Source organism: Planctomicrobium limosum, from assembly GCF_051465645.1.
Classification (GTDB): Bacteria; Planctomycetota; Planctomycetia; order Planctomycetales; family Planctomycetaceae; genus Planctomicrobium.
The window spans coordinates 1,129,288-1,151,250 of the sequence record NZ_CP195790.1 but is presented as its reverse complement, the minus strand read 5'-3'; the positions used below and the strand labels follow the sequence as shown (position 1 = coordinate 1,151,250).

Annotated in this window: 22 protein-coding genes; 8 read left to right on the top strand and 14 right to left on the bottom strand. The window is 54.3% G+C overall.

Annotated features, from left to right (window positions below; genetic code table 11):
• Positions 1-48: 48 nt before the first annotated feature.
• The 3 genes from SH527x_RS04225 (at position 49) to SH527x_RS04215 (ending at position 2,356) form a co-directional block, all read left to right on the top strand.
• Entirely contained in the window at positions 49-291 is a 243-nt protein-coding gene (locus tag SH527x_RS04225) for a hypothetical protein (protein WP_437193396.1), read from the top strand.
• A 105-nt stretch (positions 292-396) separates the two neighbouring features.
• On the top strand, positions 397-933 hold the full coding sequence (locus tag SH527x_RS04220; RefSeq protein WP_437193395.1) for a GNAT family N-acetyltransferase: 537 nt from the start codon (positions 397-399) through the stop codon (positions 931-933).
• Between the two features lie 67 nt (positions 934-1,000).
• Complete coding sequence (locus tag SH527x_RS04215; protein ID WP_437193394.1) at positions 1,001-2,356, top strand: APC family permease; 1,356 nt, start codon at positions 1,001-1,003, stop codon at positions 2,354-2,356.
• Between the two features lie 100 nt (positions 2,357-2,456).
• Here the strand turns inward: SH527x_RS04215 and SH527x_RS04210 are convergent, their stop codons facing one another.
• The 3 genes from SH527x_RS04210 to SH527x_RS04200 form a co-directional block, all read right to left on the bottom strand.
• On the bottom strand, positions 2,457-2,747 hold the full coding sequence (locus tag SH527x_RS04210; protein ID WP_437193393.1) for a hypothetical protein: 291 nt from the start codon (positions 2,745-2,747) through the stop codon (positions 2,457-2,459).
• Between the two features lie 134 nt (positions 2,748-2,881).
• Positions 2,882-3,286, bottom strand: a complete 405-nt coding sequence (locus SH527x_RS04205) for a transposase (protein ID WP_437193392.1) — start codon at positions 3,284-3,286, stop codon at positions 2,882-2,884.
• Positions 3,240-3,668, bottom strand: a complete 429-nt coding sequence (locus tag SH527x_RS04200; RefSeq protein WP_437193391.1) for a hypothetical protein — start codon at positions 3,666-3,668, stop codon at positions 3,240-3,242. The genes SH527x_RS04205 and SH527x_RS04200 overlap by 47 nt, the downstream gene beginning before the upstream one ends.
• A 589-nt stretch (positions 3,669-4,257) precedes the next feature.
• Here SH527x_RS04200 and SH527x_RS04195 point away from each other — a divergent pair.
• Positions 4,258-5,895: an OprO/OprP family phosphate-selective porin gene (locus SH527x_RS04195; RefSeq protein WP_437193390.1), complete on the top strand. Its 1,638-nt coding sequence runs from the start codon at positions 4,258-4,260 to the stop codon at positions 5,893-5,895.
• 302 nt (positions 5,896-6,197) lie between these two features.
• Positions 6,198-7,553: an outer membrane beta-barrel protein gene (locus SH527x_RS04190; protein ID WP_437193389.1), complete on the top strand. Its 1,356-nt coding sequence runs from the start codon at positions 6,198-6,200 to the stop codon at positions 7,551-7,553.
• A gap of 42 nt (positions 7,554-7,595) precedes the next feature.
• Here SH527x_RS04190 and SH527x_RS04185 read toward each other — a convergent pair whose 3' ends face one another.
• From SH527x_RS04185 to SH527x_RS04140, 10 genes are all read right to left on the bottom strand, one after another.
• A complete protein-coding gene (locus SH527x_RS04185; protein ID WP_437193388.1) occupies positions 7,596-8,552 on the bottom strand; it encodes an urease accessory protein UreD in 957 nt (318 codons plus the stop codon).
• Complete coding sequence (gene ureG / locus SH527x_RS04180) at positions 8,510-9,118, bottom strand: urease accessory protein UreG (protein ID WP_437194581.1); 609 nt, start codon at positions 9,116-9,118, stop codon at positions 8,510-8,512. Before ureG ends, SH527x_RS04185 begins: the two co-directional genes overlap by 43 nt.
• Positions 9,119-9,254: 136 nt before the next feature.
• Positions 9,255-9,926 carry an urease accessory protein UreF gene (locus SH527x_RS04175; protein ID WP_437193387.1) on the bottom strand — a complete coding sequence of 224 codons (672 nt, stop codon included), beginning with the start codon at positions 9,924-9,926 and terminating at the stop codon, positions 9,255-9,257.
• 25 nt (positions 9,927-9,951) lie between these two features.
• Positions 9,952-11,673 (bottom strand): urease subunit alpha, encoded by a 1,722-nt coding sequence (gene ureC, locus SH527x_RS04170; RefSeq protein ID WP_437193386.1) that lies wholly within the window; start codon positions 11,671-11,673, stop codon positions 9,952-9,954.
• A 39-nt stretch (positions 11,674-11,712) separates the two neighbouring features.
• A complete protein-coding gene (locus SH527x_RS04165; protein WP_437193385.1) occupies positions 11,713-12,090 on the bottom strand; it encodes an urease subunit beta in 378 nt (125 codons plus the stop codon).
• Between the two features lie 51 nt (positions 12,091-12,141).
• Positions 12,142-12,444 carry an urease subunit gamma gene (locus SH527x_RS04160; protein ID WP_437193384.1) on the bottom strand — a complete coding sequence of 101 codons (303 nt, stop codon included), beginning with the start codon at positions 12,442-12,444 and terminating at the stop codon, positions 12,142-12,144.
• A 39-nt stretch (positions 12,445-12,483) separates the two neighbouring features.
• Positions 12,484-13,452, bottom strand: a complete 969-nt coding sequence (locus SH527x_RS04155) for an urea transporter (RefSeq protein WP_437193383.1) — start codon at positions 13,450-13,452, stop codon at positions 12,484-12,486.
• Between the two features lie 122 nt (positions 13,453-13,574).
• Positions 13,575-14,270: a carbonic anhydrase gene (locus SH527x_RS04150; RefSeq protein ID WP_437193382.1), complete on the bottom strand. Its 696-nt coding sequence runs from the start codon at positions 14,268-14,270 to the stop codon at positions 13,575-13,577.
• A gap of 136 nt (positions 14,271-14,406) precedes the next feature.
• On the bottom strand, positions 14,407-15,360 hold the full coding sequence (locus tag SH527x_RS04145; protein WP_437193381.1) for a hypothetical protein: 954 nt from the start codon (positions 15,358-15,360) through the stop codon (positions 14,407-14,409).
• A 53-nt stretch (positions 15,361-15,413) separates the two neighbouring features.
• Positions 15,414-16,025, bottom strand: a complete 612-nt coding sequence (locus tag SH527x_RS04140; RefSeq protein ID WP_437193380.1) for a HupE/UreJ family protein — start codon at positions 16,023-16,025, stop codon at positions 15,414-15,416.
• Between the two features lie 297 nt (positions 16,026-16,322).
• On the opposite strand from SH527x_RS04140, the gene SH527x_RS04135 reads away from it, so the two are divergent.
• From SH527x_RS04135 to SH527x_RS04125, 3 genes are all read left to right on the top strand, one after another.
• Positions 16,323-16,844, top strand: a complete 522-nt coding sequence (locus SH527x_RS04135; protein WP_437193379.1) for a hypothetical protein — start codon at positions 16,323-16,325, stop codon at positions 16,842-16,844.
• A 346-nt stretch (positions 16,845-17,190) separates the two neighbouring features.
• Positions 17,191-18,120 (top strand): DUF1559 domain-containing protein, encoded by a 930-nt coding sequence (locus SH527x_RS04130; RefSeq protein ID WP_437193378.1) that lies wholly within the window; start codon positions 17,191-17,193, stop codon positions 18,118-18,120.
• A 623-nt stretch (positions 18,121-18,743) separates the two neighbouring features.
• Positions 18,744-20,186, top strand: a complete 1,443-nt coding sequence (locus tag SH527x_RS04125; protein ID WP_437194580.1) for a GntP family permease — start codon at positions 18,744-18,746, stop codon at positions 20,184-20,186.
• A 324-nt stretch (positions 20,187-20,510) separates the two neighbouring features.
• On the opposite strand, the gene SH527x_RS04120 is transcribed toward SH527x_RS04125, so the two are convergent.
• Positions 20,511-21,860, bottom strand: coding sequence for a c-type cytochrome domain-containing protein (locus SH527x_RS04120; protein WP_437193377.1), 1,350 nt, complete (start codon positions 21,858-21,860; stop codon positions 20,511-20,513).
• Positions 21,861-21,963: the final 103 nt, after the last annotated feature.

Genomic DNA, 21,963 nt, shown 5'->3' with positions numbered 1-21,963 from the left:
AAGTCCTGATTTCCCGCTCTACCGGGGTGCCATAGCGGGGTAAATCCAATGTGTAATTCGTTTCCATATTACACATTCCGACAATATCCCAATGAACGCCATTTTTCACCCCTTGCTGGCCCTGATCGCCTCAGCCGCCAACAACGAACAGGCGAAGTACATCCAGTTCCTGAAGGAAGAGAACCGAATCCTGCGAGCACGGCACTTCGAGGATACGGGAATGCGGTGATTGATGGCCTGATTTTGGGGCTTCAGCAACTGGATCGCAATCTGAATCTGCTCGTGCTGTGACTGTGGGTTCGACTGTCGGCAGCCGGGAATCTTTGGAGAATCAATCGTTCCGAAAAAGCCGATGCTGTGCTTCAGTGAAAAGCCGTAGGAGACAATTGGACCGAAATGGCACAGGATTATTTGGACGAAGTTGAGTTTGCGATCCTGGTAAAATTGCCAGAGGATCGAGAAGCAATCCGGAGACTCCGCGCGGAAGCCTTCGCAGGTAGTGTGGAAGCGGACTTGGTGGATGCTTTGCGAGATGATGATTATTCGGAAGTTTCAACGGTTGTCACAAGCGATGGACCGATCATCGGGCATATTCTGTTCAGCCGAGTTTCGATTGTGACTGAAGATAGGACCGTGGAAGCCCTGTCATTGGCTCCAATGGCTGTTCATCCAGATTTTCAGCGAAGAGGAATTGGTACTCGGTTGCTCTATGCTGGACTCCGCCGGTGTGAGAAGCTGGGACACCGGATCGTGTTGGTTCTCGGTCATCCTGAGTTCTACGGCCAGTTTGCTTTCTCTGCAAAACTCGCTCAGCAGATCGAATCTCCCTTTGGCGGCGGAGACGCCTGGATGGCAATGGAACTCGTGGAGAATGCCATGAGGAAGGTTGTGGGACGAGTGGAGTTCTCGCCGCCGTTTATGGCACTGAAGTAAATTTTATCACCACTCTTGATCTGAATGATTCATGACCCAAATAGACAAAGAACACAAATCGGAGCCGATGCGCTCAAAACTACGACGAGAGATTGGAGTCTTCGGAGCGATGATGATGGGGCTCGGGGCCATCGTCGGCACCGGTGTCTTTGTCAGTATCGGGATTGCCGCCGGAGTCACCGGACCTTCAGTCGTGTTGGCGATCGTGGTTGCTGGATTTGTAGCGACTTTCAACGGCTTGAGCAGTGCTCAACTTGCGGCCAATCATCCCGTTAGCGGCGGAACTTACGAATATGGTTATCGATGGCTGCATCCGTCGCTCGGATTCACAGCAGGCTGGATGTTTCTGTGTGCCAAAAGTGCTTCGGCGGCGACCGCAGCCCTGGGATTGGCCGGGTATGCCGTCAACCTGTTCTGGACAACACAGGCAATCTGGACGATACCGCTCGCTATCGCGATTGTTGTCGTGATGACCACGCTCGTTTTGACTGGCATTCAGCAATCCAACCGCACGAATATCGCCATCGTTTCGGTGACGTTGATCTCTCTCGTCTCCTTTTTGGTAGCGGGGCTTCCAACTGCATGGCGAAATGCTGAACTCAACTTGGATCCGTTCTTTGTGCCCGGGCATTTTCGCTCTCCAGTGAGCGGATTTCTTGAAGCGTGTGCCTTGATGTTTGTGGCATTCACCGGTTACGGCAGAATCGCCACGTTAGGTGAAGAGGTCATTGATCCCAAGACAACAATTCCCAAGGCGATCGTCGTTACGCTGGTTGTGTCCTCATTATTATACATCGCTGTGGGACTGGTCGGAGTTGCTGCCGGAGGATCAGAGACGATGGCGGCAGCGACCTTTCGGCAGGCGGCACCACTGGAAGTTGTTGCTCACCTGTTTGGTATCCCGATAATCCCCCAGATCATTGCCATTGGTGCGATGACGGCGATGCTGGGGGTGCTCTTGAATTTGATCTTGGGACTCTCGCGTATCCTAATGGCAATGGGGCGGCGTGGAGACATGCCGAGTATCTTCGCCAGGATCAGTGAGTCGAATTCAACCCCGACTGCTGCCGTGATCGGAGTCGGGCTTTTGATTGCCACGCTGACGCTCATCGGGAATGTGAAGACAACGTGGTCGTTCAGTGCCTTTACTGTACTCGTGTACTATGCACTGACGAACCTTGCCGCCATTCGCTTGAACGAAACCGAACGATTCTATCCGAAAGCCATTCCGTGGCTCGGACTCATCACCTGCTTGTCGCTGGCGTTTTGGGTGGACCCTCATATTTGGGGAATCGGATTAGGTTTCATCATGGGAGGATTGGCTTTCCAATGGACGATTCACCGCTTGTATGATCAGAGGGCACCGGACTCAACTGGCTCGACAGGGAATGATCCTGATGACTTGGCTTCAGGGGGCCACTGAATCACATGTTTCCGTACTGGTGTACTGATTCGTCTGATGATGGAACTGGGACGACAATAGATTCATTGCATCGAAACCTTGTTAGACTGACCTGATCGCTTTATTGAAAATCGACGATCAGGTTCTTGATTTTCTCTTTGATCAAGTTGCGAACGGCCCGGAATTCGTCAGGTGTCATGTCGCTGGGGGCAAGAATCTGCCAGTCCACTCGGCTTTGGGCATGGACCAGCGGGCATTCATCGCCACAACCCATCGTAATGGCAACGTCCACTTTGGTGTCATTGAACTCTTGCAAGCCCTTCGACAGATGTGTGGTCAGGTCGCACCCGATTTCCTGCATGGCTGCGATGGCCTTGGGGGGGCGCTCGTCCTCAGGGGCGAGAACCGGCACTGTGGGCCTCAATTCGACAGGCTCAGTGAACTTAGGCGAAGGCTTCCGCCATCTGGCTGCGATTGGAATTTTCCACGCAGACAAACAGAATTCGTCTTGCTCTGTTGAAAGGCCGTTGTTTTGTTGGAATTGACCTAACGCCGCAGGGCGTATGCCAGCACTCGGAGGGCCGCTTCGACGAACAGGCTGCGCTCATTGCGGGCCGAGAGTGCTGCTCCCGTCGTCCGTTTGAGGCCACTCATGTACGTCTCGACTAACCATCTTCGTCCATAACCTTTGTCTTTGAGTGTGTCTGCTGTCATTTCTGATCGATAGGTCCGATTCAGCCCCCCGTCCGTGCGACGCACAGCAGGGTTGATCACACTGTCCACCTGCCAGTCCTCTCGGCAAAACCGATGGACCCATTCGGCGTCATAACCGGCATCGGCAAAGAGCCGCTTGGGGTGCGAACTGGTTGCCGCTTTGGCCAGGACTTCTGGGACTTCGGTCTTGTCATTGCATGGCCCCCAACTGACTGCCAGTCCACTGGAAATGAGCACTGGCAGAAGTGGTCTCCATCCCGGTTGAATCGATGGCCGCTTCCTCGGCATCCAGAGCAAATTTCTGGACCAGTTCATGGAGCATCACATCGACGATGTCGAGCACGCTGGAACGGTCAGCAAACTTCTTCAGTGTCGAATCATGTGGGACAGAAGTCAGCCCCATTCTCTGGCGGACCGCATCCGAGACTTCCAGAAATTCAATCAGGCCCCGGTCGGTGGCTTTGAGATAGGCCCGCAGAATGAGGCAGGTCAGGAGTTGTTCCTGCGTGAACTTCTGAGGACCGTTTCGATGCGAATAAGGAGCCACATACTTCCGAGCGATCCGCAGCGAGAGGGAAGTGACTTCCAGCAGAATGTTCGTCCGTGACGATTGGCTCATGACAGACTTTGAGTGCATCAGAATTCGAACTTCAAGAACACTTTTCAACAAGGCAAAAGAGAATGACTTCGTCCGTTACGGCGAGGTAGAAGTAGGCCCTGTTCAATTGGAAAATGGGCGAGAACTACGCCAGCAAGCTCCCGCCGCAGGCAGAAGCCATGAATTAACCGCCGTGAAACAACATTGGATCTCCATGAAGCTCACCCATTCTACGTACCAACGCCAATTGCCAACCGACAAGACCCTGTATGTGCCTTAGGCTGACCTTGACTGGTTTTTCGTCCGTCGATAAAAGCCTCATCCCTCCCATTAATACATGTCTCTCCGTTGCGAGTCCAATCCCGTGCGAATGACCACCCGGTCGAAGGTGATTTCGTGTAATCACCCGTTCGCAAACGTGGACATCTCTGCATTCCCGATAGTTGCCAGCTTCATAGGACATCAGATTGAAAACCGGTCTGAGTCTTGTAGGTCTCATGACATGTCTGACGGCTTAGCTGAAGAGAGACGCCTGCTCCCTTTTTCATTGCTGCCGATTTTGTTGTCTGATTGGAAACTTTCGAAATCTTCAATGCGTGAAAGGAGCCAGATGCTGATTTCCTCACATTTATCCCTTTCGCGTTTGAGTTTTTTTGTCGTATGCGCAGCGGCAATCCTGATTGCCTTCTGCCCGAGCATCTGGGCGCAAGTACCTCCGCCCCTGCCACCGGAGTCGGTCCTCGTCTTGGAACCCGACGCGATTGTGGAACGGTTGAGGGCATTGGAGGAAAAGAACTTTGAACTTACCGAACGTCTAGAACAGACAAATCGAGAGTTAGAAGCGCAGTCACAACTGCTCGAGCGGACATTCTCTGGCGATGCAAGATTTGAAGACGGCCAGCTTCCGTTTCAGAACGCCATTTCGACGGGTGACCAGAGTTCACCTGTTCCGGATTATACGGAGGGAATGTTTGATCCCTTCACGCCGGCGCCAGGTTACCCCAACTCGAATGTTCCGAGCGTCGATAATTATGGAGTGGACGTCCGTTTCGGTCCCGGCTTTCAGCTTAAGACGCGGGACAAGCAGTTTTCACTTAACATTCATTATGAATCCCAGATCGAAGCCCGAGTCTGGCAACCCAACAGAAACGATCCGTCGAACGACGGATTCTTTCTGCCTCGGCAACGAATCTTTTTTAACGGCAACATCACGAAAAATCTCGAATACGAGCTCGCGATCAACCGAGGGGTGAATAATATCAACCTGCTGAATGCCTACCTGAACTTCCATTTTAGCGATGCTCTGGAAGTCCGGATTGGCCGCTTCTTCACCCCCTTCAATTATGATCAATATGCTGTCTCGAATTACTGGTTATTGACTCCCGAGCGTTCGCTGTTCACGACGAATCTCAGCCTGAATCGCCAAATCGGGGCCATGGCGTGGGGATATCTACTCGATAAGAAGCTCGACTATGCGGTGGGGGCTTTTAACGGATCACGAAACTCATTTGAAAGTTTGAACAACGGTGTCGATCTGGTTGCATATCTCAATTTGCGACCGTTTCAGGAATCGGAGATGTTTCCCAGGATTAAATTTCTGAACATCGGCACGTCAGTCGCTTATGGGAATCAAGGACAGGCGCCAGTTCCGACGACATTTCGGATCGGTGCCGGTTCTCCTGACAGCAATACCCCCTCGACGGCCACGACACCTTTTCTCGTGCTGAATCCAGGGGTGTCCGAGCAGGGCGAGCGCCTGCTAGGCACTGTCCACATGGCTTACTTTTACAACAGCCTGTCGTTGATCAGTGAATGGCAATACGGTCACGGAGGATACGCCTTGGGCGCAAATCCATCGGTTGAGGTCCCTTTTTCCGGATACTATGTCAGCGGAGGCTACTTCCTCACCGGGGAGAAAATCGAAAGGCGAACACGCGTTAAGCCCTTGCGGCCATTCCTTCCCCTGAAGAAAGATGAGAGAAAAGGCCCGGGCGCGTGGGAAGCGGTTGCTAGAGTTAGCCAATTGCGAGTGGGCCGCGAGATCTTCGACGCGGGATTGGCCGATCCCACCCAGTGGTCGAATTCGGCAACCACCACGGAGCTGGGCCTGAATTGGTACTGGAACGACTATTTGAAGTTCTACACTTTCTGGCTACACGGAGAGTTCGGAGACCCCGTGCAATTCAGTCAGGGTGAATACCATCAGTCTGTCGATATGTGCTGGATGCGCTGCCAATTGTATTTCTGATTCCGGTCACAATCTCAGACCGATGGCATTCACCTCTGCTTCCGGCAGTCTTCTAATCGAACAGCGAAAAACGATCGGTGGCGAGGCATTTGAAGGGCGATAAAGCCAGCCCACATAGCAAAATCGATCCGGGGGAACCCTTAGTAACTACCAAAGGTGGTACAACTATAATCACCATTAAGTAGGAAGCTCCACTTCGTCGAGACGTATAGCGAACCGACGATGCGTCCTCTCGTGCGATGCCATTCGACGTGATCGGTGAATGGATTCTCCATCGTGCGATGACATTCAAGGAGTTTGTGATGACGGCTGCATTCCGTTCGAGTTGTGTTATCGGGATAGCACTTTGGGGAGTTGCGGCAGTCCAAGCTCAAGGGAATTCCGAGTATTTCGCGATACCGCAATCCCCGTATGAGTTTGCGATGGATCCGTCTCGCAGCGCCGCAACTCAATCGGTATCCCGTAACTTTGGTTTGAGCCCAGAGTCACTTCCGAGCGAAATCGCGGAGACTTTCGAAGACTTACCGGACACTGCTCCCAGACTGGGACCGACTCCCGTCTCGGACGTCGGCTTTCTCATGAAAGACCTTGGCCTCGCGGAGTTGTTCGGAGACAGCGGCATCAGGGCATTTGGGTGGATTGAAGGGGGCTATACAGGCTCTTCCAGCGGTTCCGGCCCCTTATCGGTGCAACCGCGGCAGAATCGCTTCGGCAACGAATTCCTGCTGAATCAGATTGGTCTGGTCGTACAGAAACCGCTTGATCAGGATGAGTTCGACCTAGGTTTTAATATTCGCTATTTTGCTGGAGCCGATGCCGCCCTTGGCCAGCCCGGCGGCGGTATTGACGACTCGCCAGACAACCCACGCTTCAGCCACGACTTTCGTGATCTCTTCGTGTCGGCCCACCTGCCAATCCTCACTGAGGGAGGCGTGAACATCCAAGTCGGCCGTATGAACACGATCATCGGATACAATGGCTTCCTGGCCCCTTATCGGCCATTTTATTCCAGCGACTATCAGTTCTTCTACTCCCAGGACGGTGCGTTCACCGGAGCGCTGGCTCAGTTGGTCGTCAATGATCAGCTGGATGTCTGGAGTGGAGTCACTCTGGGCGCCAACACATTTTTCGAAAAACGTAGCGAGAATTCAATCTGCTACATTGGCCAGATCAACTATTGGGTGCAGCCAGAACACAAGACTCGGCTCACAGCCTCTGTTTACGCCGGACCGAACGCAATCTTTGCAGCCCCCGGAATGGCTGGCGACTTCAACACGATTGTGGAGCTTCGCGTGCAGCAGAACTGGAATAGCAGGTTTACGCAAGTTATTCAGTCCAATATGGGCTGGGATGCGAACACACCTGTCGGCACCGGTTCCTGGTATGGCTTGAACAACATCGGCATTCTGCACCTGAATGAAACCTGGGACCTCCTGGGGCGAGCTGAATGGTTTCGCGACAATGGCGGAACCCGTACCGGATTCGACACAGACTACTCTGAAGTGACGCTGGGCCTGAACTGGCACCCCAACAAATTTCTGGAAATCCGTCCGGAGATTCGTGGAGACTTCGCCGGCATGCCTGTCTATGGCGGGGGCGGAACCCCTACTGATAGAAATCAGCTGACCGGAGTTGTCAGTGCGCTGGTCAAGTTCTGAAGTCCCTGCATTGGACGCTCACCAATAATGATGTGACGGCTCTCAACTTTCGCTCTTTGCCCGAAGATGATCCACTGGTGTCGAGAACCAGTGGTTCGGAGCCAGATCGCTGGAAGCAAGCAGCCACGGAGGCGTGCCGGGCTTATCGCTCCATTGAGCGGCTAGAGTGAGAGTCGTGATCACGAGATCCGCAGTCACTTGAGTCGGGTGGCCGCACCAACGCACACAGCTTTCCCCATTATCAAGTCGGAACACCGCACGGCGCACACCTGCTGGCGGGGGCGGAAGTTCTTCGGGCAGCGGTCCAGCGACGAATAAACTCCCCGAGGCGAGTTCACCACCAAAGTACCAGTCGACTTGTTCTTTCCCCCAGGGTCCCTGCCAATCGAATCGATCTCGGTAGATCAATTGTCCTGCGCGGCGTACCTCGAAGTCCTGCACAATCCGTTTGAACTGGAATCGCTCGGACAGTTTGCCTCGGTCGTAGCGGCCAGCGAGCCAAATATCCCCCCAGAGCATGCGAGCGCGCGGAGCCAGTTCAGCACGTCCACGCTGGAAGTAGCGACATCCCTGAAACGGAATCAGGGGACCTGGCAGCACAACCAAACAGGCGTCGTTTTCGACCTCGACCTTAAATTGTTGTGTCGCAAAACTGGTCAGCGCAGGGTGGACCCGCGTGGCCGATTGACCGGTCGCGACAGTCTGGGTTCCCTCGCGCGCAGTGATCTCGATCAGATGACCGTCGCCGTCCATGAGGCCGGCAGTCAGGTTGATGAAATACAGCAGCGACGCCTGCTCAGAGTCGAAGGCAAACGGGGGCATGATCCGCAACGGAATTTGCTGATAGCAGCCCCCCATATGCGTCTCCTCACGAAGACGCACCAGTTCCACACGTGCACCACCAATTCGGCCGGCACCATGTTTCGGGAGGCGCAGTTCACGAAATTCCGGAGGGATCACGAGGTCTTTGTGCGTGATGAGAGTTGCTCGCGCACCCACGTAATCACCTCCTCGATTCCTTGTTTTTGCCGCAGGCTGACCATCAGGAAAGGCCGTTCACCACGCATCTTCAAACTGTCTCGCCGCATCACTTCCAGATCAGCCCCGACATATGGAGCCAGATCGATCTTGTTGATGATGAGCATGTCGCTACTGCAAATGCCCGGCCCCCCCTTACGGGGAATCTTGTCTCCTTCGGCCACATCGATAATAAAAATAAATCGATCAGCCAGCTCCCGCGAAAAAACCGCAGTCAGGTTGTCGCCGCCCGATTCAACCACAACCAGTTCGAGCCCCGGAATCTGCCGTTGAAAATTGGCCACAGCGCTTAGGTTGGCGCTGGCGTCATCCCGGATGGCGGTGTGTGGACATCCACCAGTCTGCACACCGACGATCCGTTCCAGTGGCAGTACCTCGCGACGGGACAGGAACTCGGCATCCTCATGTGTGTAGATGTCGTTCGTGACGACTGCCATATTCACTTCAGGCCAGAGTTCGCGACAAAGCGCCTCGACCAAAGCGGTTTTCCCCGAGCCGACCGGACCGGCGACACCTAGCGTAAACACTTGACGGCGGGTTCCGGCGTAACGTGGCGGTCCAGAGCCGCCCATGTAGTCATGATTCTCACCGTTATGAAAGTAAGTTCCAAAACGACGACGAATACGACTCCGCGAGCGACGCCTCGATGCTTGGATCCACGCGTCAGGAGCGGAACATTCTGGCGTAAAGACGAGTCTGTTCATCGCAAAGTATTTCATATGATGGACAACCGGCTCCGGCAGTTTCTTGAGTTTGCTGGCTCAGTGATTGAACCAGGTCACGGATATGATCATGTAAATAGGCCAAAACTTGCTGGCCGTGAGTATGGCCGACAGGAATCGCGCGGACTCCTGCACCAATGATGCCCAGAGCTGCCTGATGGAGATACGCGGTGAGCACATCTTCCGTTTCGCCATCCGCGAGTGCGCCGAGAAGTCCGAACGCGACACAGTGATGCCAGCCCGATGGCTGCCCGTGCAAAAATGGCCTCAGGGCTGATGCACACCAGGACCATGTGGATCCCAGCTGCATCAGTTGTTCTCCCATTTCACGACTGGCGCGCCTAATTGTTGGAGCCACGATCGAGACTTCGACCAGCTCGTTCAATTCCCTGAGCTTATCCAGATCGTCCGCGAGCGCAGCGCGACAACTACAGGCGACGTACACCCCCTCCAACGGCCCGAGGGACGTTCGCAACCACAATGCGACCCAACGCTCCAAGCTTTCTGGGTCGTGGACCATTCCATGCGAAAGGGCTGCTTCGAGTCCCCAGGAATGCGTGTAGCCGCTGATCGGCAGCGCAGAATCGGAGATCTGAAGTAATCGAAGATTCATACATCGGAGTTCGGCTGGCAGCCGCCTAAAACAGGAAATATCGCTGCGTCATCGGGAGCGAGTCGAGTGGCTCACTGCCCACTTTTTCGCCGTCGACAAACACCTGGTAGGTGTCTGCATCTACTCTGATGTCAGGCGTTGCATCATTGCGCTTCATATCTTTCTTGCCGACAGTACGACAGTTCTCGACTGCGACCAGTTCGCGTTTAAGTCCATATCGTTCGCCAATGCCGTTCTCTACGGACGCTTTCGACACAAACGACAGGCACGAACCTGCAAGTGCTCCACCGTAGGCGGCGAACTGTGGCCGCATGTAAACCGGTTGAGGTGTAGCAATACTCGCGTTCGGATCGCCCATCTGGGCAGCGACGATCATTCCACCTTTGACAATGAGGAACGGCTTGACGCCGAAATATGCCGGATCGTACAGCACCAGATCCGCCAGTTTCCCCCCCTCGATGCTGCCGACATGCTGTGAAATCCCGTGAGCGATCGCCGGGTTGATCGTGTATTTTGCGACGTAGCGTTTGACGCGTTCGTTATCGTTACGGGCACTGTCACCGGCGAGCGCACCGTATTGAACCTTCATCTTGTGAGCTGTCTGCCAAGTGCGCAGAACCATCTCGCCAATACGGCCCATCGCCTGTGAGTCCGAGCTCATGATGCTGATGATGCCCCGGTCGTGGAAGATGTCCTCCGCACCAATCGTTTCGGCACGAATGCGGCTTTCTGCAAAGGCCACGTCTTCGGGGATTTCTCGCGACAGGTGATGGCAGACCATCAGCATGTCGAGATGTTCGTCGATGGTGTTGACCGTGAACGGTCGAGTTGGATTGGTGCTCGCAGGAAATACGTTCGGCAGCCCGGAGATTTTGATGATGTCGGGTGCATGCCCGCCGCCAGCTCCCTCAGTGTGAAAACTGTGAATCGCCCGACCGTTGATCGCCCGTATCGTGTCGTCGATAAATCCGCACTCATTGAGTGTGTCTGTATGGATGGCGACCTGGACGTCGTACTCATCCGCCACATCGAGGCAGGTGTCGATCGCGCTGAGAGTGGTCCCCCAGTCCTCATGAAGCTTCAGTCCGCAAGCCCCGGCATCGATCATGTCTCGTAGCGGCTTGTGCAGACTGCTGTTGCCTTTGCCGAGCACTCCCACATTGACCGGCAGTCCCTCGAATGCCTGTAGCATCCGCATCACGTTCCAAGGGCCTGGAGTACAGGTGGTCGCCCAGGTTCCGGTCGATGACCCGGTCCCACCACCGATCAACGTTGTTACACCCGATGCAATTGCCACATCAATCTGTTGCGGGCAAATGAAGTGAATATGCGTGTCAATGCCACCGGCCACGCAGATCCGACCCTCGCCGGCGATGATATCGGTGCGGGGCCCGATAACCAGCCGTGGGTCGACACCACACTGTGTCAGAGGATTTCCAGATTTTCCGACTGCGACGATACGGCCGGCTCTGATGCCGATGTCCCCTTTCACGATGCCCCAATGGTCTATGATGACCGCGTTGGTGATCACTAGATCGCAATGGTCGGGGCTCATCGGCTGTTCCAGCGGGCACTGGTCCATGCCATCGCGAATCGACTTGCCGCCGCCGAAGATGGACTCTTCGCCGTAGTCGCCGTAATCGTGTTCGATTTCGATGATCAACTCGGTGTCAGCAAGCCTGATCCGATCGCCTTTGGTCGGGCCATACTTTTTCGCGTATGCTTTCCGGGAGATTTTCACGCTCATGTGAGGATTCCTGTTGCCGTTTCAAGTTGCTGCCGGACTTCACTTGGACGCTATGTCCCCGTACCCCTGATCTCGACACTTATTCAAGCTCGTGTTTTTAGTTTGCGGGTCATCCAGTCGCCCCATGACCAAGGCATTAAATCCATAGACCTCACGGCCGCCGCCGTAAGGAACCAGATTGACCTCCTTGACATCGCCTGGCTCGCACCGCACCGATGTGCCGCTGGGGAGGTCCAGCCGCATGCCATAGGCCTTTTCACGATCGAACACCAAGGCCTTGTTGGCTTCGAAGAAATGATAATGGGAACCGATCTGGATCGGGCGGTCGCCGGTATTGTTGACCGTCAGCGTCACCACGGGGCGACCCGCGTTTAGCTCGATGTCGTCCCCGTCAAAGAAAAATTCGCCTGGGATCATGTTCGGTCTCCTGTCGGCTTTGTGGGCCGGGCGTTGGCGATTGTTCGTTTGCTACTGGATGGGTTGGTGAATCGTCACCAGTTTGCTGCCATCGGGAAAAGTTGGCTCGACTTGAATCATCGAAATCATCTCAGGAATGCCGTCCATGACGTCGCTTCTTTTGAGAATTTCGCGACCAGCACACATGATTTCGGCGACAGACTTACCGTCCCGAGCCAATTCCATTAGCTCAGCCGTGATTAAAGCGGTGGCCTCAGGTACGTTCAGTTTCAGCCCGCGTTCTTTGCGACTGCGGGCGACTTGGGCAGCGACAAAAATGAGAAGTTTATCGCGTTCTTGAGGGGAGAGATTCATGCAAGGTCCTCTACAGATCGAAAATCAGTTGCCCTACAATCACACAGTCAGTGACGCAGGCGCTGACAGGCACTTGCCTTCCAGCCAGCCAAGAGCCAACACTAGCCAAGTGGCCAGCACGAATGGAGCCGTCAGCGCTGGCAGTCCAAGCATGGGGACAAACTCTGCCAACGGTACCGTCAATAGCATGCCCATCAGCGATGCGGTCAGAGACTTGTTGCACAAGTACAGTGCAACCGGTGCCAACGTCGCGTTGTAGCCGTAAAGGCCCAGTTTGATGACATCATTTGAACTACGAACAATGAGCCGTTCAGGATCAATAGCATCGGCCCCCATAGTGAAGTGATAGAGAGCCACCAGCATGCCAACGACAGATCCAGTTAATACCAGCAGTGCATGCTTTCTGTCGCTGAGGGCGATTCCCAACAAGAACAGCAGTCCGGTCCAGATACTCGCCTGGAACATGACCTGACCGATCCCGTGAGTAATCGCATCGACGAAAAAGTCAGACCCGAGATTCGGCACCACTGGCGCCGCTCCGGTATTAGGTATCAAGCCCAGCCCATTGCCCAAAAAGTAGACGCCCCAAGTTACAACAATGAAAGGTGTTGTATAGGTCGGAAATGGAATAGCTGTCCGCATGAAGCGGGTTACAATCGCAGCGCCAACACACCCGGCGAGCATGAGACCGATCATAAGCGGCCCTGGCACGAAGAAGAAGAAAGAGGCGATGCCCACGAGCGCGGAATTGAAGCCAAAAATTCCGCCCCGCAGTTCCGACTGATCATACTTCAGCGCCCATGCTACGGTCGCTCCAATGGCTGAGCCGACGATGGCCCCCACGGCCATCAGTGGCGAACTCAAGGCAATACCGAGTACGAACAAAACCCCAGTGAGCGCGTTCTCCTGAAAGAAGACTTGGCCAATCCCACGGAACATGACGAGAATCGGCAGCGGAATCGCCGCTCCCGTTGGTGGATTGCTCGTCGCTGTACCACCATTGCTCATGTTGCTGGCTGAATTAATGGGTATTCTCCAAGGGAGAGACAAAGTCGCGTGAGTAACTCAACTGCTCTTACGGCAAATTTTCGGTCTCGTTACGGCAGCAAGGCGGCCGTCTGTACAAAAGCTTAACTAACGATTTCCACTTTGCCGGTGGCCAAATCGTAAATTCCTCCGACAACCTTGAGGTCACCAGACTTAACCATTTTGGAAAGGATCGGATCCAAAGTTTCGAGACGTTTGACACCGGCCAGCACGTTTGCCTTTGTCACATTGGCGAGTTTGTCTCCCGGTTGGCCCCTCACACTCATGACGGCCGGACGAATCGGGTCGATCAAGTCGCCGATGGACCCCGGCAGATTATCGTTCCCCTCGATGTGCTCGATCGCTGCCTTGACTGCGCCGCACTGGCTGTGCCCCAGCACCATAAGCAACCGAACTCCCAGCTCGCCAACTGCGAATTCAATGCTCCCCTTAACAAGTGGTCCGGTGCCGCTGACGACGTTACCGGCAACTCGCACGACGAACAAATCGCCGATGCCTTGATCGAAGATAATCTCAGGAGCGACTCTGGAGTCTGCGCATGCGACAATCCCGATCGGTGGCGATTGTCCCTCAGCGAGTGCGAGAAAGTCTTTCGGCGACCGTCCCGGATGTTCAAGCTTCCCCGCAATAAACCGATTGTTGCCTTCAATTAGCCTCTTGAGGAGATCATCCGGTTTGGCCTCAGCCGCGATTACAGGTTGTCCTTGAATTAAAGAAACCGTTCCCAAGCCAGCAGCGCAGGTTGACACTAAGAAGTCGCGACGGCTCAGATTCGACATTACAGTTTCCTTGAGAAAGACAAAAGACGGAGCTTAGATCAAAAACGGGGGAGACCCCTAAAATACTGCGAAAAAATATAATGCTGGTGGCCAATATCGCTGGGTGTTGCACCGACGATAATGCGAATTCGCCTTATTACGAACTTGTCGCGATGAACAGACGTTGAAGTCGAATCATCCGCTTTAAAAGTTCTGTCTCATGCTGCTGGCCTGAGTTTACATTAGGGACAGGCAAGAACAGTTTGTGATTCTCTCTGCGAGCCAGAATGTTTTCGGCAATGGCTGAGCGCACAAACCATGCTGCGGTTCGCTCAGCATTAGTCTGAAGACCTATCCAGCCAGCAGCCTGACTTCCGACGACAGGCAAGCCCAGCGCATTCTCCAAGGCACGCCCCATTCGATCAGTGATCTCCCGATATTCTGCAGCTTGCGAAAGTACTTCATAGCGAGACGGCGGTTCCAGTAGAGTCGCTGCCCCCGTGCCGGAACCCAGGTTCGCCGCAGCGATGCGTTGATCCACTGAAAGGTGATCTTGCCAGTAGTGGCAAGTCTTAGCGAGGGCGACCACCACGTTCTTGACTTCTTTAGCTAAGCGAAATGTAGGGCCAGCTGGAACTTGGATCATTGCTCCCGAACAACGCACAAAAACATTCTCCGCCATGACTGACCTGAGCAGCCACGCCGCCATCTCCTGGCTGTGGCAATTGACCGTGACCCAACCTGTCTCTGCTCCCGCCGTGACTGTCAGACCCGTTGTCATGCCGATTCCACGTGCAAGCTCCTCGCAAACCAGGTGGTAACCTGCCGGTTCGGCTTCCACCTCTTCTGGAGTTGGCGCTTCAAGTAACGACCCCCGATGAGGAGGGCCACCTGCCAATGCTAAATCGCAGAAATGGGTCCAGATCTGATCCCAAGCAATGCGCGTATCAGAGTCGAACTTTAATTCAGCGGAGCCCATCGACCGTGGGTTGACCGCGTCCAGACAATACTGATATTTCGGAGGGAGCAGCGCATTGACCTTGGCCTCCAGGTCAGAGAGATCTTCCATTAATCCGGCTTCACTGACTCGCTCCGCATTGTTGCTGATCAAGTGAATCTCCTCGAAGCCAGTTTCGACCAAGTTGGCTGCGACGCAAGTGAATATCACACTAGGGCGACAACGAGCATCAATCCGGCCACCGCAATGGTTCCTCCGGCAAATCGAACCACCCGTGCCCCATTCAGTTTTTCCAGCGCGACACCTGCAGCGACACCTGTCGCAAGCAGCAAGGTAGTCGACAGCAGAAATCCGACGGCGTACAGAGGCAGGGACATTCCCGCCATCATTTCAGCCGTATGTGCGTGGCCATGGAACAATGCAAAGACCATTACCAGACCAATGGCAACCTGCGGCGGAGCCACCCGAGTCATCGCCACGAGCAGGCCGAGTACAAGTACTGATGCCGCGATGCCGAATTCGACGCCCGGTAACGGAAGCCCTGACGCCATTCCCCCCAGCAGCATGCTGCCGAGAAATGCCATTGGCAGCAACCAACGTCGATTGCCGCCGGCGCGAAACGCAAGCAACCCTACGGCAACCATAGCCAAGACGTGATCCACTCCTGAGAGCGGATGCTGCCAACCGGCCTGAAATGCACCCGCATGGGTAGCTGAGTCCAAGGGGCCGTGGCCAGGGTGAGCAAACAGATCTTGACTGCAAAAGGCCAAGGTAAGCAGGACAGTCCAGCAGATTCGCACATGGCTAATTGTAAGCATGACTACCTTTCAAGAGCTGAGAAGATCCCGACGAGACTCTTAAATATCATCGGCCCGGCCATCACCATTATTCCGCCCAGCTTACTTGAACGAATCAGTTAACTCAAGTATAAGGGTTGGTGTATTTATGGGGTTTTCCCTGATTGCTATTTAATGGCCAATCGATCGCATCGGAACGGTAGGGCGGCGGCACCGTGATCACTTGCGCAGACGTTTACACCTGTCATTAGACACGGAAAACCTCTGAAATCATCAGCGATTGCATGCGAATGGGGCGAATTATATAGGGTCCCGGTGATGGCGCAGTCCATTTCGATTAGGGTGACAACTGCAATTGGGCTGCTCCTGCTTTTTGTGGGCGGCTTGTTCGTCTCACCAGGACTTCGCCACTCACACGAGGGGGGCGATCGGGCACATAGCCATTCGCATTCGCATTCGCACTCACATGGCCACCATCACCATTCCCACGGCGGGAACGCCCATTCTCATGGGGAGGATGTCGGGGCGAGTCACATCCACATTTCATTTTTGTGGTTCGGCTTAACTTTGTCGGACTTCTTCGGTTCACAGGAAGCAGTTGCGGATTCATCAGCGCGATTGAAGAGGAGCAAGTCATCCTCAGTCTCCGAAGTTGTCGAACTGCAGCGACCAGGTTCGCTCCATCTTCTGATTCTGGTCGTGCTGTTCACGACCGGTCTCCTTTCCGGGCGTGGCCGCTGGGGCATTGAAGATGGTGCCACATGGCACTCGACGTTCTTTGCTGCACTCAAGGGGCGGCTGCCTGATGCCCCTGACACTCCTCCCCCCAAGCTGACCTGAGCTTCTCTGATGGTTCGGAGCTAATCGCCGAGCATCAAGAAGAGTCCTCTTGGAATGAGTGGTCCGAACCTTGCGCGGTTGTTCTGCGCAGGCTGCGCCGCGTCCTGCGCTGCCATTGGCTGCGATAGGAGGCGACGCAACATCGGGTGTCCACTTCCAAATCGCAAGGGCATCGCGAGAACGCTTCTGTCGCATTCTTCTGTGAGTCTGTTCAGCTGGTCAGCAACTTCGCATGTTCCAGTCGCCAACTCCCCTGTGAATTGGCCGACATTCCGTCGACCAATAGGGAGATGCTCAGAAGGTTTGACAATGCCCAAGCTCGTTTCGCTCAGCAGGGAGTGTCAATATGCACAATTCTCAGAACAGTCGGGGGCAACCCGCTGGTTTTACGCTCATTGAGTTGCTGGTGGTAATCGCCATCATTGCCATTTTGATTGCATTGCTGCTGCCAGCGGTGCAACAAGCGCGTGAGGCGGCCAGACGGTCCGCCTGCAAGAATAATCTGAAGCAACTTGTTTTGGCGATCCATAATTATGAATCGGTCCATAACGTCCTGGTTCCTGGCTATCTACATAAGTTCGTCACGGGCGGGTCAGGCGCCAATCACATGGGCTTCGGATGGGGGCTCATGATTCTCCCGCAGCTCGAACAGACAAATCTGTACTCGCAGTTTAACTACAACATCCCAATTTTCGAAGTAGCCCAGAGGGTACCCCGTGAACAGCACCTGAGCGTGTTTCTTTGCCCATCTGATCCATACTCTGGAGGAGCGTTTGTCGTTCGGGACGATTCGGTCACACCGGTGGAACAATATGCCGCAGCCAGCTATGCCGCGAACTGGGGGCCGTCTACTGAAAGCGTCAATCTCGATGACAGGCCGTTGGCAAGCACTGGGGTCTTTTATCGCAACAGTGCAACTCGGCTGAGAGATGTCACCGATGGTCTGACAAACACGTTGTTCCTCGGAGAGAGAATAAATGGTCCCTTGCCGGCCACCACGTCTGGAGGCCATCAATTGTTTGAAACGGCGTGGTGTGCCGCAGTTCGCGATATCGATGACCTGGAGGACGACCACGGTCATATGGTGCTCTTTGAAACCCAGTTCAGGCCGAATCAGCCGGGAACGGACGACAAGGGACTCTCGGCTCCTCACGTCGGAGTTTGCCAGTTTGCGATGGGAGACGGTTCTGTCCGTTCAATCAATGAAAATATTGACGCAGGCATCTACAACGCGCTGGGAACGCGCGCAGGGAACGAGGTGGTCGGCCAGTTTTAATTAATCTGGAAGCAAGGGGCGGTAGCAACTGGCTGTCGCCCCCATTTATTTTCCAGGCATGTTTTGCCTGTTAGGTGCTGCCTGTCTTCCATAGATCCTGGTGAGCAGGAGCTCACAGTGAACGAGGAGTTACAATCTCCCACGTCTCTGCTCGCAGGCAGCAACAACCTCAATCGGTTCGCGTAGTGTGTCAGGCAACGCCTCTCGCTTGAATTCGGCAGCGAAAACACGACGATGTCTTCGACGTTAAGTTACTTTCCTCAAAAGTGATGATATGCTCCTATCCCCAGCACCCACCATTCCTGGGGAGCTCCATCATCCAACACTGGACCTAACATTTTGGATACAGGACTATGCCGAAGCAATCCGCTATGAATCATTAACTGTGACAAGAGGTTCCCTTGTATGATGGCAGATGATTCAGCAGCAAGTGCTGTCTGTCGTGGTAACCGGTAATGTGATACTGTCCTATTTGATTGCCAGGTTTTCGTTGCTGGCCCGACTGGAATCTGTCGCATCGCCAGAGTCGACGTTCCAGAAGATTAACAACGACGTTCGAGCGCATGCAGGACCTAATCCTCATACATGCTTTCCTTAATTGTCATTTGTGGAGTGATAAGATGATCGGTCTTCTGGGAATCTTGCTTTCACTCGCACTGCTGATCTGGCTGGCGTATCGCGGGTGGACAGTTCTTTTGGTGGCTCCGGCAGCAGCCCTGCTTGCTGCTGCTATTTCTGGTGAACCGCTGCTGGCGAGCTGGACGCAAACATTCATGACAGGCACCGGCAGCTTCGCCGCACAATGGTTCCCAATTTTCCTGCTGGGCGGCGTGTTCGGCAAGCTGATGGAGGACAGTCGTTCCATCAGTTCGATCGCAAGGGGCCTAACCGAACGGCTGGGGACATCTCGGACAATGCTGGCGGTAGTGCTTGCCTCGGCTGTGGTCACTTATGGAGGAGTGAGCGTGTTTGTGGCCTTTTTCGTTCTTGTCCCCATGGCTGACCAGATGTTCCAGGCTGCAAACTTACCTCGCCGCTTAATGCCGGCAGCGATTGGTTTAGGGGCATTTACGTTCACGATGTCAGTTATGCCCGGAACACCCTCAATCAATAATGCGATTCCAATGCCGTACTTTGGGACCACAACCTTTGCCGCACCCGGTCTCAGCCTCATCGCGTCGGCCATTATCCTGGCATTCGGAATGTGGTGGCTCAACCGTGCAGAGCGAATTGTAAGTAAGGCGGGCGAGGGCTATATCGGAACGTTCAGCAGCCCGACCATTGAGGAAAAGTGTCGCGTGCAGTCGACGGTTTCTGGCGATTTCGACCCGGCGGAGCTGACGAGCAGTAAGCCGTCGGATAGTGAACCTTCTTTTCTGCACGCTGTCCTTCCATTGGCCGTTGTGATCGTGGTCAATTTCCTGATGTCCCTGATCATTCTACCCCGCCTCGACTTCGCTTATCTCGCTGACGTACGATGGGGAGAAACCTCGATCAAGTCCGTGGCGGGCATCTGGTCGGTCGCTTTGGCTCTTTCCGCAGGGTGTTTGACAGTTATCCTTATAAACTTCCGCAAACTGCCCGCCATGCGTCAAACTTTGGACGCCGGTGCCAACGCTTCCGTATTGCCGATTCTGACAGTCGCCAGTCTTGTTGGCTTCGGTGCTGTGGTCGCATCTTTGCCAGCGTTCGACATGGTCCGGGACGCGGTACTTTCAGTTCAAGGAGGCCCCTTGGTCAAGATCACTGTCGCCATGAACGCGCTGGCAGCTCTGACCGGTACAGCCTCCGGCGGGATGGCGATCGCGCTGAATGCGCTGGGAGAAAACTTCATGAATCTCGCCGCTGAAGAAAACATCAATCCGGAGTTGATGCATCGCCTCACCACTCTCAGTGCCGGAACTCTCGACTCGCTGCCCCACAACGGTACTGTTCTAATGTTGCTGGGGATCAGCGGATTGACCCACCGCGAAAGTTATTTCGACATGGTGATGACAGTGATCGTCAGCTGTATTCTCGCCTTGATTGCTGTTCTCATCCTGGGGTCGTTATTCGGTTCTTTTTAAGAACCTGTTATGGTCTTAATGGTTAATATTTGAGTAGTTATCATGGGCGCTCCGAGCGCCCGCTTAGAGAGATCATCGGTTGAAAAGCCCTGAGTGAAGAACCGTCTTGGGAAGCGATTGAGAATTGATTCGCGCTTCAGTTGAGTACAGTTGCTTACAACTTGCCGAAGTTGATCCGCCCAGTTGCAATGATGCAAGAATTGGCCCCCCCTCGTTTCCACAGAGCCTTAGCGCTCTGCTTGTTCAAGAGGGACGATTCGGTCCGGTGACTTTCGCTTACTCGAAGCTGCCGAAGGCGGGTGTTGAGTGACTCTTCTCAAGCTTCTACGGCTTTGCAATCCACTGGCGAACGTTGGATGCATCGGCTGTTTTCCAGATTCGAACTTCTCCATTAAACGCTCCGCTGGCAACCCATTCACCTGACTCTGCACCAGCGGGAGTTGGTTGGAAGCATGCGGTCAGCACTCCTTTGCCGTGTCCTTTGTACTCTTTCGCAATGGAGTTCTTGGTGAGATCGATCTGCAGGAGTCGCTTATCGGCGCAGGGAACGAGCAGGGTATTTCCCTTTCGGGTTAACTTAAACGCTTCGCCGCCAAGACCGATCTCCGCAACTTTCTTGGCACCTTCAATCGACCATCGATGCAGTTTTTTGTCGTCCCCTACGGAGACGATTTGCTTGTTGTCTGGAAGAATGGAGACACCTCGTGTTGCTGCTCCGTGCCCTGCGTAACTTGAAATCAGTTCTCTCGAACTGCCGTCGTAAACTTTCACAGACTTGTCCCGACTGGTGGAGGCCAGGCGTGAACCATCATCACTCCACGCCACTGCGGTCACCCAATCTGCGTGGCTTGTGATCACCTGCAGTTCTTTTTGGGTTTCCACATTGACGATTCGAATCGTGCCATCAGCAGAAGCGATCGCCAACTCATTCGTCCCGGGCCGATACGCGAGATCGAGGACGACATCGCTGGCACGAACGATGACACCGTTGACTTGTCCGCTGCTGAAGTCAATCAGTCGGACTTCTCCGCTTCGACCAGGCTCTCCGCAACCGACGGCCAGCGTCTTTCCATCTGAGGAAAAGGCCAACGAGAAGATTCGTTGCCCCAGATTGTTAATCCTGCGAACGAGTTTTGCGTCTTCGGTATTCCAAATCGCAATTTCGTGATAACCGCCGGTAATGATCTGTTTCCCGTCGGGTGAGAAAGCGATCGCGGTGATCGGAAGTGGATGACGGTAGGATTCCGGCGGGGCAGGGTACTTGGGCGGGGGAATGACTAGGGCCAATGACTGGGCGGCGTTGTCACCATCGAATTTTCCGCCAGCGGCAATCCATCGTTTGACCAGTTCGACCTCCATCGGTGTCAGCGGATCAGCATCTGCCGGCATTCGTTCGGTTTCATCCTCGCTGATGATGCGTCGCAGCAATTCGCTGACGTGCTCCATTGATGAAGCAATTGGCGATTCACCAGAGTCTCCTGCTTTGAGCAGCTCTTCGTATGTATCAACTCGATATCCCCCCTCGGCTTTCTTGGTGCCGTGGCAGGCAAGGCACTTGTTCAAAAGGATTGGGGCAACATCGCTTCGAAAGCTGACGGCCGCCACATCGTCTGCCATTAATGACGTGCAGGACGCCCAAACCATCGTCAGAGCGAACAGGGAGATGTGTTTCATAAATCGCTTCAATATTCTCATGATGGATGAACACATCGCCTTATCGCTCGGTTGGTCGATCTTGCCCGTGATCCAGTGACGGTAAAGACTCAGACGCCGCAGA